This is a genomic window from Stutzerimonas kirkiae, assembly GCF_004327335.1.
Classification (GTDB): Bacteria; Pseudomonadota; Gammaproteobacteria; order Pseudomonadales; family Pseudomonadaceae; genus Stutzerimonas; species Stutzerimonas kirkiae.
The window spans coordinates 1-17,102 of the sequence record NZ_QJUO01000051.1; the positions used below are offsets into that span (position 1 = coordinate 1).

Below are 17,102 nucleotides of genomic sequence, written 5' to 3' on the forward strand. Positions count from 1 at the left end.
GGGAGTGCTATCTACGATGCAGGCTCGAAGCCTAAGGGTGCGCACGTCTTCCCAGTCCTTCCCCCGATGATCAGTCGGGGACTATTGCCCATTGACAGGGCTGAAGTCGAGATACAAGGGTGCGCCGTACATCGCGTTGTGCCGGTGCGCACGGCGCACCCCACGTCAAAGCCGCCGCTATCCTCGGCGCCGCTCAGAGTGCGCGGCGGCAGAAGTCGATCACGGCCGGCAGCACCCTGGGCAGCAGCGACGGGGTCAGGTCATGCCCGCAGCCCTCGACCACCAGCGTCTCGGCGCCGGGCACCAGCTCCGCCATCCGCAGCGCATCGGCCAGCGGTACCAGCCGGTCGGCACTGCCATGCAGCACCAGCGTCGGCACGCCGATCCGCGCGCAATGGGCCGTGCGCTCGCCACTGGCGAGAATGGCCATGAACTGCCGGGTATCGCTGCCCAGCGGCACACCGCGCCGCCGCTCCTCTCTCAGCACCCACCGATAACGCGGCTCGTCGATCGGGAAAGCATCGCCGGCCTGCACCCGGCAGACCGCCAGATCGTACTCGAGCAGGTCGGCCTCGCTGTCGCTGCGCGCGCCCCGCATCATCACCGCCATCACCTCCGGCGCCACCTTGTCCGGCGCCGGCAGCAGATGCGAGGAGCCGAAGGAAACCAGCCCCGCCAGCCGTTGCGGATGGTCGGCGGCGAGGATCTGGCCGACATAACCGCCCATGGAAAAGCCGAACACGATAGCCTTGTCGACCCCCAGGTGATCGAGCAGGGCCAGGATATCGCCGGCCAGGTCTTCCAGCCGGTACGGCGCGCTGAAGGGTTCGCCACGCCCCAGGCTGGCGAGGAATTCGCCGAAGGGCGGCACCTGCAGCTGCGCCAGCGAGGTCGAGCCGCCGATATCGCGGTAGTCCGGGGCGATGACGAACAGCCCCGCGGCCGCAAGCCCGGCGATGAACTCGGGCGGCCAGCGCAGCCGCTGCGAACCCATGCCGCGCAGCAGCACGATGGCCGGGTCGGCGCTGGAGCCGGCGGTCTCGTAGTCGATGGCGATATCCAGGTCGTCACGTTGCAGCAGGGGCATGGCATCCTCCGGTCAATCAGCGATGGCGGCCCGTCCCGCAAAGACGCGGCCAGGACCAGGATGAACAGGATAAGGCCGTCCCGCCAGCGCCGCCGCCGCCATCAGCGATTCTCATCGGTGCTATCACAATGGCTGATGACCCTCGCCACGCCCGACCGGCCATCGCGACAATCGGACCTTCCGCCCGGAGTCCGCCCATGCCAGCCCATCCCCCCCGCAGCGCTTCAACCACCGCCGGCCAGACGGGCGACCCCCTCGACGCACTGCTCGACCAGGCCGCTGCGCTGCGCTACGAAGACCTGCCCGAGGCGGTGATCGCCCACCAGAAACGCCGCCTGCTGGACAATATCGCCTGCCAGTTCAGCGGCCGCCATGCCGCCGGCGCGCCGCAACTGCTGGCCCTGCTGCAGGCCCAGGGCGGCGTCGCCCAGGCCACGGTGAGCGGCACGCGCCAGCGCCTGCCGTTGCGCGACGCGGTCATGCAGAACGCGCTGATGGCGCGCGCCTGGGACTTCTGCGACGTGGTCTCCCCCGGCTACCACCCCAGCTCGACCGACGTGCCGATCGCCCTCGGCGTCGGCGAATACCGCCACAGCAGTGGCCGCGAGGTAATCGCCGCGCTGGCCGCCGGCCAGGACGTAGCGCTGCGGATCAATGCCGCCGCGCAGAAGACCGGCTTCTTCTACAACGGTTTCGACGCCAACATCCTCGCGCCGATCTCCGGCGCCATCGTCGCCGGGCGTCTGCTCGGCCTCGACGCCCGGCAACTGCGCGAGGCGGTCGGGCTGGCGGTCAATACCAGCGCCGGTAGCTTCCAGGCGATCCAAGACCGCGTGCTGGCGGTGCGCCTGGCCCAGGCCCAGGCCAGCCGCAACGCGGTGGAAGCGGCACTGCTGGCCGCCGCCGGCTTCACCGGCATCCGCCGCGTGCTCGGCGGCGAACTGTCGTTCTTCCAGTTGTTCGCCCGCCGCGAACCGGACTGGGAGGAGCTGCGCCGCGACCTTGGCAGCGAGTGGCGCGGCCAGCGGGAAACCTGCTTCAAACTCTACCCGAGCTGCGGCCTGACCCTGGCTCTGACCGACGCGGCGCTGCAACTGGCCATCGGGCAGGACATCGCCGCCAGCCAGATCGTCGCCGGACGGCTGCGGGTCTCGGCGCCGATGAACCTGCTCTGCGGCCAGCCGTTCAGCAGCGGCGCCAGCGAGATCGACGCCATGTTCAGCCTGCAGTACGTCGCCGCCAACGCCTTGCTGCGGCGCGCTTCGCGGCTGCAGCATTTCACCCGCGAAGCCATCGGCGCCAGGGACGTGGTCGCCCTGGCCGGACGCCTGACGATAACCGAGGAAGCCGACTACCAGCACGCGGACCAGTGCAGCCTGGAACTGCGACTGGCCGATGGCCGCCACTGCGCGGCCAGCGCCCGCTTCGGCAAGGGCTGGCCAGAGAACCCGCCGGACGACCACGACTTCGCCGCCAAGCTGCGTCAATGCCTGGAGTTCGCCGCCCGACAGCAGGCTGGGGCGGCGCCAACCGACACCGAGCGCCAGGCCGAGGCCATCGGCGAGGCGGTCTGGCAACTGGAACGGATAGCCGACCTCGGCCAGCGGATTCCGCAGTGGCTGGGGAGCCGCCTTTGAGCAGCTCCGAGCTGCAGGCTTCATGCCTCGAGCTTATGGCTGCTTTTACCCGGGCACCAGCGCATGCAGCGCCGCCACATGGCCCATCACCAGCGCGGGCGGGATGGTGCAGCCGGCGGCCACCGTAAGCGGGCCGTTGAAGGCCGCCGCGGCATTGCCGGCGGCATACAGGCCGGGGATCGGCTGGCCAGCCTGGTCGAGCACGCGGGCATCGGCGTCGGTCGCCAGGCCTCCCTTGGTGCCCACCGAACTGGTGGCCAGGCGGTAGGCATAGAAAGGTGGCCGCTCGACACTGCCAAGGACCGGGTGCGCCTGGCGCGGATCGCCGAAATAGCGCTCGTAGAGCCCTTCGCCACGGCCGAAATCCTCGTCGCGCCCAGCCCGCGCCTGGCGGTTGAAACGCGCCACGCTGGCCTCCAGGGCGGCGGCCGGTACTCCGATGCGCTCGGCCAGCAACGCCAGGCTCGGCGCGCTGACCAGCCAGTCCGGGTCCGCTTGCCCCGGCTTGATCCGCGCCAGCAGCGGGTAGCGTCTGCGGAACTGGGCGTCGAATACCGCGAAACAGGGCAGGTTGCGCGGCTCGCCATGCTCGTCCAGCTCGCCCCAGTGGTTGCCGGTATTCTGCGCCGACTCGTTGCAGAAGCGCCGGCCATGGCGGTTGACCCACAGCGAATGCGGCCAGATGCGGTCGCCGACCAGCCAGTTGGCCACCGCCTGGCCATCGTGCAGCGGCGTGCCGGGCAGGTACTTGCCCGGCAGCCACCAGGCCTCGTCCATATGCGCCAGGCGCGCGCCCAGCGCCTCGGCCCAGGCGATGGCGTCGCCACGGTTGACCGGCGGCGTCTGCGTTTCCTCGATCGTCACCGGCAGGAAGCGCCGCATCAGTTGCGGGTTCCAGTCGAAGCCGCCGCTGGCCACCAGCACGCCGCGCTCGGCGCGCAGCACATGCTCGTGGTCGCCATGGCGGTAGACCACCTCGGCGACCCGCCCATCGACCCGCCGCAATTCGCTGACCCGTGCATTCAACTGGAACTCGACACCGTACCGCTGGCAGGCGCCGAGCAGCGCCACGACCAGCGCCACGCCGCCATGCACGCGCCCGCGCAGTCCGCGCCAGGCCAGGCGCGGCAGGATCCGCAGCAGCGCCCGCGGGCGGATCAGGCCGAACGGCCGCACGCCCTCCAGGTCACGCACCATGATGCGGTCGCGCATGTCCGGCGGACGGCGGATCGAAGCGGCCAGGGGGCCGGCGCAGGACAAGGGGATGGGGTCGCTGTGCACATGCCGGAAGTCGGTGCCGTCCGCCCATTCGCCGAAGGCGTCCGGGTAACGGCAGAGGCCGAAGCGCAGGGGCGTTTCCCGCTCGAGGAACGCCAGCAGCGGATTGATCCGTTCGAAGAACACCGCCCAGCGCGGATCGGCGGCGCGTTCGCCCAGCACCGCCTGCACGTAGCGCCGCGCACTGTCGAGCGAGTCGTCATGGCCGGCGGCCCGTGCCCAGCGGTTGCCCGGCGCCCACAGCAGCGCGCCGGAAAACGCTGTGGTGCCGCCAAGCCGGTCGCTGGCCTCGAGCACCCGCACCCGAGCGCCGGCCTGCGCCGCGCTCAGCGCCGCCGACAGGCCGGCGGCGCCGGAGCCTATGACAATAAGCTGTGTATCGGTCGCCATCTATGCATTCTCCTGGTGGTAAAGGCAGCCGCTGAAGGGGCGCCATGCGCAGCGCCAAGGCGATGCGCCGCTCCCCGGTTCGCACCGCGCACCCTGCGGCTGTCACACAATCCGATAGGCCACGCGGCGTCAGTCCGCCCCCTGCAGATAACCGACGCACTGGCGGCGCAGCTCGATCTCGCTGAGCACCGGCCCGTCGAGATACACCGGCAGGTCGACCACGTCGTTGCTCCAGCCCTGGCGGAACTCGCGGTAGGCAGCGCTGGCCTCGTCCCAGCGCAAGCGCTGGATGGTGCCGACATCGGCACCGTAGACATGGAAGCTCACGCTCAGCGCATCCTCGGCGGTCTGCAACTGGTGCATCTGCGTCTCCTGCAGCGCGAACACCTCGCCGGGGCGCGTCACATACTCGTCCAGCAGTTGCGGCGGCGCATCCAGCGCCCTGGCCGGCAGGTAGATGCGGTTGCGTTCGGTGCCCTCGATCAGGCCGACCACGGCCCAGGTCCGGTGGTTGTGGATCTGCGAGGTCTGCCCGGCATCGAAGGTGTCGATGACGATGACGAAGCGCGTGTCGGCGGCCCGGTACAACAGATAGGAGCCATAGCGCTTGCCCGGCTGGCGGGCCAGGTAACGTGCATCGGGCAGGCGCCAGTGCGGCAGGAAGCCGCGAACCTGTTCGCTCACTGCGGCGAGGGTCTCGACGACCGAGCTGGAGCTATCGAGCACGCCATGGATCGCCTCGATAAAGGCGGCCAGTTGCGGGTCCCTGGCATGCTGGGCCTCGCTCAGGTAACGGCGCTCAGGCGAAGGCATGGGCAATCGCCTGGGTATCGTGGTATTCGAGCATCTGCGTCACCCGCCCGTCGCGCAAGGTCCAGACCAGCAGCCAGGGGCTGCCGTAGACCTTGCCGGTGGCGCGCACGCGGCCTTCGGTGAAGCCACGGATGAACACCTCGTCCCCGGCGCCGCCGATCTGCGACACCTCCAGGCGCAGGGTCTCCACCTCGCGGTTGAAGGTAGCGAGGAATTCGCTGAAGCCCGCGTGCCCGTGCCAGGTCCGGGCGAAGGGGATCGGCGCACTCCCCGGATAACTCAGGCTGGCGTCCGGGTCGATGTAGCGCGAAACGAACGCCGCCAGTTCCGCGTCGTCGCTCGGTGGGGCGCCGGAGAACAGGCGGCGGACGATGTCGACATTGGACTCGCTCTGGCTCATGGGTGCGGACTCCTGATGCTGGGTAGGAAATTCGATGTGGGCAGTGTTTCAAGCTGACCGAGTCGCTCGAACAGTGCCCTCGTGGCCTCATCCGGCAGGCCGGCGAAACGGCCGCAGAGGCGGAACTTGTGCCATAGCCGGGCCTCGCTGAAGGGCCGCTGCGGCATGCCCGTGGCGGCCAGGCACTGCGTTTCGAGCACCTGGCCATCGTCGAGGCGGACGCGCAGGCGGGCGCCTTCCGGGCAGGCCTGGAGGCGGTCGGGGCGCCCTTCCAGCGCTTCGTCCAGGGCCAGTTCGACCCGTGCCATCAGGCGCCTGTGCGCCTCGTCGGCGAACACCGAGGGCCGCAGGTGCTGTGGGCCGATATCGCCGAAGCGCAGAATGCAGGCCAGCGCGAAGGGCATGCTGAACTGCGCCTGCTGCGCGCTCTGCGGCTGCGCATACGGCAGGCTGCGCAGCACCAGAGCGGTCGCCCGCACTTCGATCGCCAGCACCCGCCGCGCATCCAGCGCCAGCTCCGCCAGCGCCTCGGCGGCGGCCTGGGTGGCGGAACAGAGCGGATAGCGCTTCAACGCGAAACCCGGATCGACGAAGGCCCAGCGCGGCCCGGCGAAGGATGGCAGCGGGACATCGTGGCCCAGGTGGGTGGCGGCAAAACCGTCCGGCCCGGACAACGGCCGCGCGGGCGCGCTCAGCCCCCGCTGTGCCTGGGCCGCGCAGCGCACTCCGGTTTCCGCCGCGCGACCGGCCAGATAGGCTTTGGCCTCGCTGCCAAGCACCGCGCGAATGCCGCGGGCCTGTACGCTGGCCAGGGCCAGTGCGCGATGCATGCCAGCGGCATCCAGGCCGAGCAACCGGCCGGCGGCCGCGGCGGCGCCGAAGCCGCCCAGCAAGGCAGTGTTGAACCAGCCACGGGCATAGAGTGCATTGCCCAGGGCGCGGCCCAGCTCGATCTCCACCTGGCAGCCCACGCAGTAGGCCAGCAGCAGTCGCTCGCCACTGGCGCCGAGCACCTGGGCCTGGGCCAGCGCCGCCGGCAGCACCACCGCCGAGGCATGCACGATGCCGTCATAACAGGTGTCGTCGAAGTCCAGCGCATGGCAGGCCACGCCATTGACCAGCGCGGCGCCAGCGACCCCCAGGCACTCGCCCGAACCGAGCAGCTCGGCCGGCCCGGCCCGCCATTCGCCCAACGCCCAGTCGCGCACCTGCACGGTGGCGGGCAGCCCGGCACCGGCCAGGCCGACACCGAGGGTGTCGATCAGCGAAGCCAGGGCGCGCTGGCGCACCGCGTCGGGAATCACCGCCAGCTCCAGCCCGGCGGCCCAGGCGGCAAGGGAATGCAGGAAATCGTTCATGTCGGCAGTCTATCGGCATGGATAGCGCCGCAGGCAGTGCAATCAGCAGAGTTTCTACCCCGCCTAAATATTACTAATACCCACCCGGCAGCGGCCCAGCATAAAACCGCCGCTTATACCGGAAAGAAAACCAGGAACACACAGCACGGCAAGCACTACGCCCCCTGCCACTTGTTTCCATTGCCGAACTCACACGATGCCCAGGCTCCCTGTACCGCCGGTGGCGGCGGGCATATATATAACTTATCGACATATAAAAATTCAAAACACAGTCCGAATAACCATCCACGATAGGCTCCATAAGAAATACTGCTTCTCGTCACATCGCCGGCAGGCCAATGCAAGGATGGCGACTCGAATCGTCCGACCCCATCAGGATATTTTCCGTACGGCATGGGCGACAGCCATGCCGGCTCGGCGTCGGCGCATATCCCAGGAGCCTTGACCATGAAGCGACAGCCTGCCCACCCGGCATTCACCCTGTTGGCCATCAGTTCGTTCTTGCCAGCACTCGCCATGGCGCAGCCGTCAGGGGACGATGCAGGTGTACTGTCCGTCGTGACCGTGACCGCCAACAAGGTCGAACAGGACCTGCAGGACGTACCGCAGAGCGTGACGGTCATCGACGCCGCCACGCTGGAGGAGAAGGGGATCAGCAGCATCGACGATGTGATCGCCGAGATCCCCAACATGGCCTCCAATACCTGGCAGGGCACCTCGGTGAATATCCGCGGGCTGAACACCTCGAAGTTCACCAACAACAACCCGGTGGTGATCTACATCGATGGCGTCCCGCATTCCAGCCGCTTCGGCTTCGACGCCTCGCTGGCCAACGTCGAGCGCGTCGAGGTGCTGCGGGGCCCGCAAGGCACCCTCTACGGCAAGGATGCCGTCGGCGGCATCATCAACGTGGTCACCAGGAAGCCCGGCAAGGCCTGGCGCGGCAAGGCCGGCCTGGAATACGGCGAGGACGACACCCACGCCATCGTCTTCGACGGCAGCGGCGCGCTCATCGACGGCTCGCTGTACCTCGGCGTCAACGGCCAGTTCAGCGGCACCGATGGCTGGATCGAGAACGTCCACCCCGGCATGCGCAAGGACGCCGCCGAAAAGCGTGAACGCAAGCTCAACACCTACCTGCTGTACGAACCCAACGAGCGCTTCCGCGCCAGGTTGGGCCTGAGCGAGGAAAAGAAAACCGCTCATTTCTATGAAATGGCCGTGGGGCCGGGCGGCTCGTCGATTTCGTCCTTCAGCCTGGACAAGGCCAGGAAAGCCCGCTTCGACACCGACACCAAGGAAGTCGCCGATAGCAACGCGCAAAGCCTGGCACTGACCTGGAAACTGGCCGGCGTGAGCCTGGACGCGGTCACCACGCACAAGAAGTTCGAACTCGATGGCGTGTATGACTCCGATTTCGGCGTGCGCCCGGACTATGCCGGGCTGACCCAGTTCAACAACCACGCCACCGAGACCTGGACCCAGGAACTGCGCCTGAGCGGCGGCGAAAGCGCGGGCCCGCGCTGGGTGGCCGGCCTGTACCTGGAAAAGGAAGAGCACGCACAGGGCCCCTACGGCCAGAAGTTTCCCGGCTACGATCCCGCCACCGCCACCTACCTGGGCAACTTCGAGATGAACGCCGACTCGCTGACGGACACCAGGACCCAGGCGCTGTTCGGGCAGCTTATCTGGCCGTTCGCCGGCAGCTTCGAGCTGACCCTGGGCGGGCGCTGGCAACGGATCGAGAAGGAGTTCGACATGGACCTCTTCTACCTGCCAGTGGGGGTGAGCGGCCCGGCCATCTACAGCCTGCGGGACAAGACCCGCTGGAACGCCTTCCTGCCCAAGGTGGCCCTGAGCCATAGCCTGAGCCCGAACTGGACGGCCTATGCCTCCTATGCCAAGGGTTATATGCCGGGGGGCTACAACTATTTCGCCAGCGGCGGCGGCGCGGACAGCAACAGCTTCGAACCGCAGACCTCCGCCAACTACGAGATCGGCGTCAAGGGCCGCCTGGACAACCTGGCCCTGGCCGCCAGCCTGTTCTATATGGATATTGAGGATATCCATGTCTACAAGTTCGACGGCATCGTCAACACCACCGACAACGCCCGCAAGGCGCACTCCCAGGGCGCGGAGCTGGAACTGAGCTGGTACCCGCGCGACAGCCGCTGGGAATTCAGCGGCGCCCTCGGCCTGATCGAGGCGAAATACGACGACTACGACACCGGCACCACCCGCTACGACGGCGAAAGGATCGAGAACAGCCCCTCCCACACCCTGCGCCTGGGGGTCGCCTACCGCCATCCGGGCGGCGCCTACGCACGCCTGGATGCGCGCAACCAGGGGCAGGTCTGGTTCTTCGACAATGCCTCGTCGGACTTCGTCCGCTACGGCAGCTACAGCGTCTTCGACTTCAAGACGGGGTATCGCCTGGACAACTGGGAGCTGTATGGCTACGTGCACAACCTGACCGACCGCGGCTACATACAGGGTTTCGAATCCAGCGCGTCGAGCACCCTCGTCAGCTTCGGCACTCCCCGCCGCTTCGGCGTCGGCGTCCGCTACGAATTCTGACCGCGACGGAACTGAAAACGGCAAGGGGCAGGTGATCGCCATGCATGAATGGTTGTCGAGGTACAGAGGCAAACGCGGCATCCAGGCCATCGCCGGCGCGGCCGGCGGCGCCGTGTTGCTCGGCCTGGTGGCCTGCGGCGCAGAGGCACCGGCGGACGGCCCGGCGGCGCAGCCTTCCAAGCGCGAGCAGTGGCGCCAGTACAGCGGCGCGCTGGCCGATGGCAGCCAGGGCCGCGAGGGAGGGCTGCGCGTGATCGAAGTGCAGCAGACGGCCTGCCAGTTCCTCGAGGCCGAGCACTATGTCGAGCAGAACTTCAGCGCCCGCTCGGCGCAGCAGTGCCATGAGATCAACGCGCGGACCTGGGCCGCGCGGGCACGCAACGCGCGCCCGCTGCTGGCCATGCAGGGCGAGTTCATCATCCGTGTGAGCAACCGCGACGTTCCCTACCCGGTGGACTTCTGGTTGCGCCCCTACGAAAACCATTTCACCACGGCCCAGCCGCGTATCGAGCTGCCGGAATACCGCATAGAGGAAATCCCGCCGGGCGAGACTCGGGAAATCCGCGTCGACCTGCCACGCTCCTTCTACCTCTGGTCCTCGCCCAGGAACGGCACCCCCGACTACAGCCTGCTGATCTACGACATGGCCGCCCACTGGTAACGCGGATGCCTTCCCCTCCTACAGGTCACCTGAACATGCAGATCGATTCGATAACCACGGGCAGGCTCGTCGCCGGGGCCATACTGGCCCTGTTCGGCCTGGCCGCCCTGCTTGCCCCGGAACAGGTCGGCGCCTGGCTCGGCGTGGAACGGGTCTCGTCGACCACCTCGATGCGCGTGGTCGCGGGCAACAACCTTATCTTCGGCAGCATGCTCTGCTGGCTGGCCGCCAAAGGGCGCAGCGCCCCGCTGTTCAGCGCCATGCTGCTGGGCTATGCGGCGCTCTCGGCGGCGCTGCTGGTCCATGGCGCCAATACCCTGGTCGGCCTTCCCGCCAGCGAAGCACGCGGCTACCTGTTCGAAGCCGCGCTGATGGCGCTCGTCGGCCTGCTGCTCGCGGCCAGCCTGGTGGCGGCCCGCGCGCGAACCGGGGAAACGCCCTGGCCGCTGCCCAAGGGCGTGCGGGTGGTCGCCTGCCTGCTGCTCGCCGCCCTCGGCGCGCTGAATGCGGCGAGCGGCGCCCGTGGCGCCTTCAGCCCCGTCGAGAACGCCCTTGCAGGCGGTGTGCCCTACGGCCTGCTGTGGTCGGTAACCCTCAATACCCAGATCGGCGCCGGCTTCCTGGCACTGGGCCTGGCGCTGCTGGTGGCGGCGCTGCGGCCACGCCTGGGGCGGGAAGTGGTCCTGGCCGCGGCGCTGGTGTACAGCAAGACCGCCGCCGTCCTCGCCTATGCCACCCTGGTGATCGCCATGCCGCTCCAGGTCCATGCGGCAACCATCAAGGGTGCGCAGGTGCTGGCAGCATTCGCGCTAGTGACATGGCTACTGTGGGCGCTCGTCTGGCGCCGCCGCGTACGCCAGGCCCATGCGACAACGACCGCAACGGGAGATACCCATGACGGATGACAGCGCCATCGGCGTACGGCTTGCCCAAGTCGTCGCCGCCCAGAAAGCCGCCTATCGCAACCAGGGGGCGCCCAGCGCGCGACAGCGCGAAGAGCGCATCGACCGGCTGATCGATATCCTGCGCCGCAACGAGGCTCCGCTGCTGGAGGCACTGCAGGCGGACTTCGGCGGCGCGCGCGGGGAAACCACCAGCCTGTTCGGCGACTTCGCCGGCTCGGTGATCCCGCTGAAGGCTGCGCGGCGCGGTATCCGCAAGTGGATGCGGCCCCGCTCGGCGCGCCCGGAGCTGCCCTTCGGCCTGCTCGGCGCGCGCCTGCGTATCGAGTTGGAACCGCTTGGCGTGGTCGGTGTGCTGGGTACCTGGAACTTCCCCCTGAACACGCTGCTGGCGCCGCTGGGCGATGCCTTCGCGGCGGGCAACAGTTGCATCGTCAAGCCTTCGGAGGTGACGCCGCACACGGCGCAACTGCTGTGCCAACTGATCAACGCGGCATTCGACGAGCAAGAGTGCTTCGCGCTGTCCGGCGGCCCCGAGGTGGCCCGGCTGCTCTGCGCGCAACCCCTCGACCACTTGGTCTTCACCGGCTCCACCGCCACCGGGCGGCGGGTCGCCGAGCAGTGCGCCAGACAACTCACCCCGGTCACGCTGGAACTGGGCGGCAAGTCGCCGGTGCTGCTGACGCAGAGTGCCCGGCTGGACAGCGCGGCGGAACGCATCGCCTTCGCCAAGATTCTCAACTCCGGCCAGCTTTGCATCGCCCCGGATTACTGCCTGGTGCCCGCCAGCCAGTTGCAAGCCTTCAGCGCCGCCCTGGTGGCGGCATTCGAGAAGATGCTGCCCTCGATCGCCGGCAACCTCGAATACACGGCGATCGTCAATCGTCATCACTACGAGCGCCTGCAGGCCTTGCTCGCGCAGGCCAGGGCGCTCGGCCTCGAGATCATCGAGATCAACCCCGGCCGGGAGCGGCTGTATGACCGGCCGCCCTTCAGGATCGCCCCCACGCTGGTCATCGCCCCGCCGGAAGACAGCGCACTGATGAGCGAGGAAATCTTCGGCCCCATCCTGCCGATCATTCCCTATGAGCGCCTGGAGGAGGCCATCGCCTATGTGCAGCGCCGGCCCGCGCCCCTGGCCTTCTACCCGTTCGGCAGGGACACGGCGGAGATCGAGCGGCTGTGCGCGGCGATCCGTTGCGGCGGCATCAGCATCAACGACTGCGCCGCCCACGTGCGCAACTCGGCAGCCCCGTTCGGCGGCGTCGGCGCCAGTGGCCAGGGGGCCTTGAAGGGCTTCCACGGCTTTCGCAACTTCAGCCACGAACGCACGGTTTACCGGCAGACGCCGCTACGCCTGGAAAAAATACTCTTCCCTCCCTGGGGCGACAGGATCAAGGCCATGCTGCGCAAGGTATTGCATGGCTGAGTCCCGCGCCCCGGGCTTCCCTTTCATCGAGGACACCCCATGAACACAGCAACCCACTGGCATGAACGCTTCGACCTAATCGTCGTCGGCTCGGGCGCCAGCGGCCTTGGCGCCGCCCTCAGCGCGGCGCGCGAGGGCGCGCGGGTGGTGGTGGTCGAGCAGTCATCGCTGGTCGGCGGTGCCAGCGCCTTCTCCGGCGCGCTGCTGTGGGTGCCGGTCAATCCCAAGGCGGCGGCGCTCAGCATCCACGACGACCGCGAACGCGCCCTGCGCTATATCGCCGCGACCTGCGGTGGCGGCCATGATGCCGAGCGCGCCGCGGTCTATGTCGAGCAGGCCGGGCCGACCTGCGAGTTCCTCGAAGCCGCCTCGCCGCTGCGCCTGCGCAACACGCCCTACCCGGACAGTTTCGTCGAAGCCGAGGGCGGCCTGGCCCAGGGGCGCCACCTGGAGCCCGCGCCCTTTGCGCTGCGCAGCCTCGGCGCCTGGCGCCAGCGGTTGCGCCGGCCGCTGATCGGCAGCCCGCTGACCAGCCTGGAGGTGAAGGACAGCGGCCTGCTCTGGCAATTCCGCCGGGCGCTGCTGCGGCAACTGCCGCGTATCCTCTGGCGCGGCATCGGCGACCGCCGGCCGGGCGGCCTGGCACTGGTCGGCGCGCTGCTCAAGGGCTGCCTGGACGCTGGCGTGCGTATCCAGCTCGACAGCCGTGTCAGCGGCCTGCAGCAGGACCCGCAGGGCCGCGTCGTCGGGGTCGAGCTGCAAACCCCACAGGGCGCGCTGCGCTGGCAGGCCGGCAAGGGCGTGATCCTCGCCAATGGCGGTTTCGAATGGAACCCGCGGCGGGTCCGCCAGCATTTGCCGGTCGAACTGGAAATGCTGCCGACGCCGCCCCTGGCCAACGGCGACAACCTGCTGCTGGCGGAGCAGGCCGGCGCCCAACTGGAAAACCTCGACAGCTACTGGCACTGGCCGACCGGCGAGGTCCCTGGCCTGCACTACGAAGGCCGGGCCCTCGGCATACTGAGCGTTCCCGAGCGCAGCCTGCCGCATTCGCTGTGGGTCAATCGCCATGGCCGGCGCTTCGTCAACGAGGCCTCGCACAACTGCAGCCTGGCGCTGGAGGAACGCGACCCGGCCTCCGGCGAATACCGCAACCTGCCGGCCTGGGCGATCTTCGACGACAATTTCCGTCAGCGCTACCCGGTGCTGCTCAAGGCCATGCCCGGCTCGCGCGACCCGGACTGGCTGGTCGGCGCGCCCAGCCTGGCCGCCCTGGCCGAGCGCATCGGCGTGCCCGCCACGGCCTTGGAAGCCAGCGTGGCGCGCTTCAACCTGTTCGCCGCCGACGGCCAGGACCCGGACTTCGGCCGCGGCAGCTTCGCCTACGACCACTTCATGGGCGACCCGCGCAGCCCGAACCCCAACCTCGGCCCGCTCGAACGGGCGCCCTACTATGCACTGCCGGTGCATCCGTCCGCCGTGGGCACCCGTGGCGGCGCCAGGACCGATGGGCGCGGCCGAGTGCTGCGCGCCGACGGCAGCATCGTCCCCGGCCTGTATGCCGCCGGCAACGCCGCCTCGGGCTTCTTCTGGCGCAACATGATCGGCGGCGGCGCCACCCTGATGCCCGGCCTGGTGTTCGGCCGCCTGGCCGCCCTGGATGCCCTCCGGCAACCCTGAAGCCACCCGCGATGGCCGGCGACGGCCGAATTCAAAAGGAGTCCGCAGATGCCGCACAGGGTTTCCCCCACCCTCGCCGACAACCTCTTCAGCGCCGACTATGCGCAGGCCCGCGAGCGCTTCCGGCAGCAGGCCATCGAGGCCGGCGCCAGCCTGGAAAGCCATGTGCAGCCCCAGGCCCGGGGCCTGCACGGCGAAGACCTGAGTATCGACGTGGCCCTGCTGGGGCCGGCCGACGCCAGCCGCGCCGCGCTGATCATCAGCGGCACCCATGGTTGCGAGGGGCTGCTCGGCTCCGCCGCGCAGACGGTGCTGCTGCGCGAACTGGCCGCCGCCAACCGGACCCTGGACGTGCGCCTGGTACTGGTCCACGCCCTCAACCCCTGGGGCATGTCCCACGTCAGCCGCGGCACCGAACGGCACGTCGACCTGAATCGCAACTTCATCGACTGGACCCAGCCGCCACCGGCCAACCTCGACTACGAGGAACTGCACGAGGTGATCGCCCTGGCCGACTTCGAGCAAGCCACCCTCGCGACGGCCAAGGCGCGCAGCGATGCCTGGGTCGCCGCGCACGGGCGCGACCGCTTCATCGACGCGGCCATCCGCGGCCAGTACAGCCGGCGCGATGGCATCAACTTCGGCGGCGACGGCCCGGAGTGGTCGAACCTGACCCTTCGCGGCATCCTCCAGGAGCATTTGCAGCCCGCGCGCAAGGTGGCGCTGATCGACTGGCACACCGGCATCGGCGAACGCGGCCAGCCGTTCTTCCTCTGTTTCCACCCGCACGGCAGTGACGCACGCCTGCGCGCGGCGCAATGGTGGGGCGCGGAACGGATCGCCGCCGGCAGCCGCCTCGACGGCGCAGCCGTGCCCGACTACCGCGGCCTGGTGTTCCAGGGCGTGAGCGACGCCCTGCCATGGGCCGAGGTGACCGGCGCGGTGATCGAGTTCGGCACCCTGCCCATCGAACGCATGTGGCGGGCGATACAACTCGACCTGCAGATCAGGCGACGCTCGCCACAGGCGCCCGACAGCGACGAATTGCGCGAACAACTGCTCGAGGCCTTCGTACCGCGCAGCCTGTCCTGGCGCCGCAGCGTGCTGGCGCATGCCATCGCGATCCAACAGGCCCTGCTCGGCGGCCTGCGGGCCTGGTGACGCCGCACGCTGAAGCATGCCCACCCAAGGATCACACGATGGCTCGCGACCGATACCTGGGCGGCGTTCAAAATGGCTCTCGCGAAATCTGCGCTGCTCGCCGTTACGGGGCTGCGGTTGTGGTGGGATGGGCACTGACGGGAGCCTGGACGGTGGTAGACGTCGCAGGCCCCTTCAGCCATACAACGTTTCCGACGTAGCACACCAGTGCTACTCTGATCACGCAATCCTTCAGGAGACGAGCCATGAGCACCACCACCCTGCGTCTGCCGGATGACCTGAAAGCCCGCATTGCCAAGGCGGCAAAACGTGCAGGCACAACCCCCCACCACTTCATGCTGGAGGCCGTGGCCGAGAAAATCGAACAGGCAGAGCGGCGTGCAGACTTCGATACCATTGCCGAGCAGCGTTATGCACGCATCCTTGAAACCGGGCAAACCCTGCCCTGGCATGAGCTGCGTGATTATCTGAAAGCCCGTGCAACAGGTCGATCACTGCCCCGCCCAGTGGCCCATAAACGCGCCGACTGATGGCCGTCCGTATCGAACTGGCCCCGGAAGTGGCCGATGACTTCGAGCGCATTCTCGAACACCTTGAGCGCCACCAGGCCTCACGGCCGGATACTCGAATAGAGGGCATTCTGGAAGCCTTCAACCTGCTTGAAACCAGCCCCCTGATTGGTCGACCGGCAGGCAACGGCAAACGGGAACTGGTGATCGGGCAGGGCTCTCAGGGCTATGTCGCGCTGTACCGCTACCTGGCCGAGATGGAAACCGTTTTTGTGCTCGCAATACGCGGGCAGCGTGAAGCCGGCTTTTCGCACCCAGACGACGAATGACAGGAAAGGCCGGAAATAGTCCGGCATATCCAACAGCGCCTAATTCTGGCGAATTTTCCGGCTGTTCTTTCAGCACCGGATAACACGCATCTCCCCATATCGTATCCACGTCATCCATCACCACCTCGATCACCAGCAGGCCGGTGCAGTCGCGTAACTGCCCGCGCTTGACCGAGCCGTTCCAGGTCACTCCGCCGTGGCCAAGCTGGTTGCGCAGGGGCGGTTTCGCGCAGGTGGCGCAGGCCATTAAAATCCCTGGTGCCGATGGTGGTGGCGGCCTTCACTTTGATGCCGACCAGTTCGCCCGCGCGGTTCTCCAGCACGAAGTCCACTTCCACGCCCGTGGAGGTTCGGTAATGCATCAGCCGCATGCGCATCCCGGCCCAGCCCTGGTGCTTGGCCAGCGCGGCATGGACGAAGGCTTCCAGCAGGTCGCCGGGCAGGCCCAAACCCGCCTTCAGGCCGGCTTCGTCCAGCCCTTGCAGATGCGCCATATGGAATTCGCAAGGATATCCCGCCCCGGCATCACGATAGAGCAAACCCTCCAGGCGACTTCTGACAGTGGAGCCCGTCAGCGTGAAGGTGCGCATGGCGCACGCTTCGGCCGTCTTGGCGGCTGGGAGGTTGAATAGGCCTTATAGACGAAGCGAACGCACTCAAGCAAAAAGGTTATAAGAAGCCCCTTGATTAGATAAGTACGAACGAAAGGTGCCATAAGAAATCTTTCTCATGGTGTCGCGCCGACAGGGCGCGTGTGAAGGTCCGGCGCAGCGGACATCGAGCGGCGCGACAGCGTCGCCCGGACAAGTATCCGCGGCCAATCACACACGCCCTGGACGAACAGACCATGAACCTCAGAATGACCCCGCTGGCCCTCGCCCTACTGCTGCC

General features: G+C 68.1%; 15 protein-coding genes. 9 read left to right on the plus strand and 6 right to left on the minus strand.

The features are described 5' to 3' along the window. Positions 1-193: 193 nt before the first annotated feature. Complete coding sequence (locus DNJ95_RS18425) at positions 194-1,087, minus strand: alpha/beta fold hydrolase (protein WP_131186176.1); 894 nt, start codon at positions 1,085-1,087, stop codon at positions 194-196. A 197-nt stretch (positions 1,088-1,284) separates the two neighbouring features. Here DNJ95_RS18425 and DNJ95_RS18430 point away from each other — a divergent pair, with 197 nt between their 5' ends. After that, on the plus strand, positions 1,285-2,724 hold the full coding sequence (locus DNJ95_RS18430; protein ID WP_165491638.1) for an MmgE/PrpD family protein: 1,440 nt from the start codon (positions 1,285-1,287) through the stop codon (positions 2,722-2,724). 45 nt (positions 2,725-2,769) lie between these two features. On the opposite strand, the gene DNJ95_RS18435 is transcribed toward DNJ95_RS18430, so the two are convergent. The 4 genes from DNJ95_RS18435 to DNJ95_RS18450 form a co-directional block, all read right to left on the minus strand. Next, entirely contained in the window at positions 2,770-4,392 is a 1,623-nt protein-coding gene (locus DNJ95_RS18435; protein ID WP_131186178.1) for an FAD-dependent oxidoreductase, read from the minus strand. 129 nt (positions 4,393-4,521) lie between these two features. After that, the gene (locus DNJ95_RS18440) at positions 4,522-5,205 is read right to left on the minus strand and encodes a cysteine dioxygenase family protein (RefSeq protein WP_131186179.1); all 684 of its coding nucleotides are present in this window, start codon (positions 5,203-5,205) and stop codon (positions 4,522-4,524) included. After that, positions 5,192-5,605 (minus strand): nuclear transport factor 2 family protein, encoded by a 414-nt coding sequence (locus DNJ95_RS18445; RefSeq protein ID WP_131186180.1) that lies wholly within the window; start codon positions 5,603-5,605, stop codon positions 5,192-5,194. The genes DNJ95_RS18440 and DNJ95_RS18445 overlap by 14 nt, the downstream gene beginning before the upstream one ends. Then, positions 5,602-6,963, minus strand: coding sequence for an MmgE/PrpD family protein (locus DNJ95_RS18450; protein WP_131186181.1), 1,362 nt, complete (start codon positions 6,961-6,963; stop codon positions 5,602-5,604). The genes DNJ95_RS18445 and DNJ95_RS18450 overlap by 4 nt, the downstream gene beginning before the upstream one ends. Positions 6,964-7,410: 447 nt before the next feature. Between DNJ95_RS18450 and DNJ95_RS18455 the strand changes: the two genes are divergently transcribed. From DNJ95_RS18455 to DNJ95_RS18490, 8 genes are all read left to right on the plus strand, one after another. After that, positions 7,411-9,540: a TonB-dependent receptor gene (locus DNJ95_RS18455; RefSeq protein WP_165491639.1), complete on the plus strand. Its 2,130-nt coding sequence runs from the start codon at positions 7,411-7,413 to the stop codon at positions 9,538-9,540. Between the two features lie 40 nt (positions 9,541-9,580). Continuing rightward, a complete protein-coding gene (locus DNJ95_RS18460) occupies positions 9,581-10,201 on the plus strand; it encodes a hypothetical protein (protein ID WP_131186183.1) in 621 nt (206 codons plus the stop codon). 35 nt (positions 10,202-10,236) lie between these two features. Further along, positions 10,237-11,106, plus strand: coding sequence for a hypothetical protein (locus DNJ95_RS19265; RefSeq protein WP_165491640.1), 870 nt, complete (start codon positions 10,237-10,239; stop codon positions 11,104-11,106). Further along, positions 11,096-12,532, plus strand: coding sequence for an aldehyde dehydrogenase family protein (locus tag DNJ95_RS18470; RefSeq protein WP_165491641.1), 1,437 nt, complete (start codon positions 11,096-11,098; stop codon positions 12,530-12,532). The genes DNJ95_RS19265 and DNJ95_RS18470 overlap by 11 nt, the downstream gene beginning before the upstream one ends. Positions 12,533-12,571: 39 nt before the next feature. Beyond that, complete coding sequence (locus DNJ95_RS18475) at positions 12,572-14,212, plus strand: FAD-dependent oxidoreductase (RefSeq protein ID WP_131186185.1); 1,641 nt, start codon at positions 12,572-12,574, stop codon at positions 14,210-14,212. Positions 14,213-14,260: 48 nt separating this feature from the next. Continuing rightward, positions 14,261-15,373 (plus strand): DUF2817 domain-containing protein, encoded by a 1,113-nt coding sequence (locus DNJ95_RS18480; RefSeq protein ID WP_131186186.1) that lies wholly within the window; start codon positions 14,261-14,263, stop codon positions 15,371-15,373. 245 nt (positions 15,374-15,618) lie between these two features. Next, positions 15,619-15,903, plus strand: a complete 285-nt coding sequence (locus tag DNJ95_RS18485) for a ribbon-helix-helix protein, CopG family (RefSeq protein ID WP_131186187.1) — start codon at positions 15,619-15,621, stop codon at positions 15,901-15,903. Beyond that, positions 15,903-16,211, plus strand: a complete 309-nt coding sequence (locus tag DNJ95_RS18490) for a type II toxin-antitoxin system RelE/ParE family toxin (protein WP_131186188.1) — start codon at positions 15,903-15,905, stop codon at positions 16,209-16,211. The genes DNJ95_RS18485 and DNJ95_RS18490 overlap by 1 nt, the downstream gene beginning before the upstream one ends. Positions 16,212-16,321: 110 nt before the next feature. On the opposite strand, the gene DNJ95_RS19840 is transcribed toward DNJ95_RS18490, so the two are convergent. Then, complete coding sequence (locus DNJ95_RS19840; RefSeq protein WP_131186189.1) at positions 16,322-16,801, minus strand: DUF4143 domain-containing protein; 480 nt, start codon at positions 16,799-16,801, stop codon at positions 16,322-16,324. Positions 16,802-17,102: the final 301 nt, after the last annotated feature.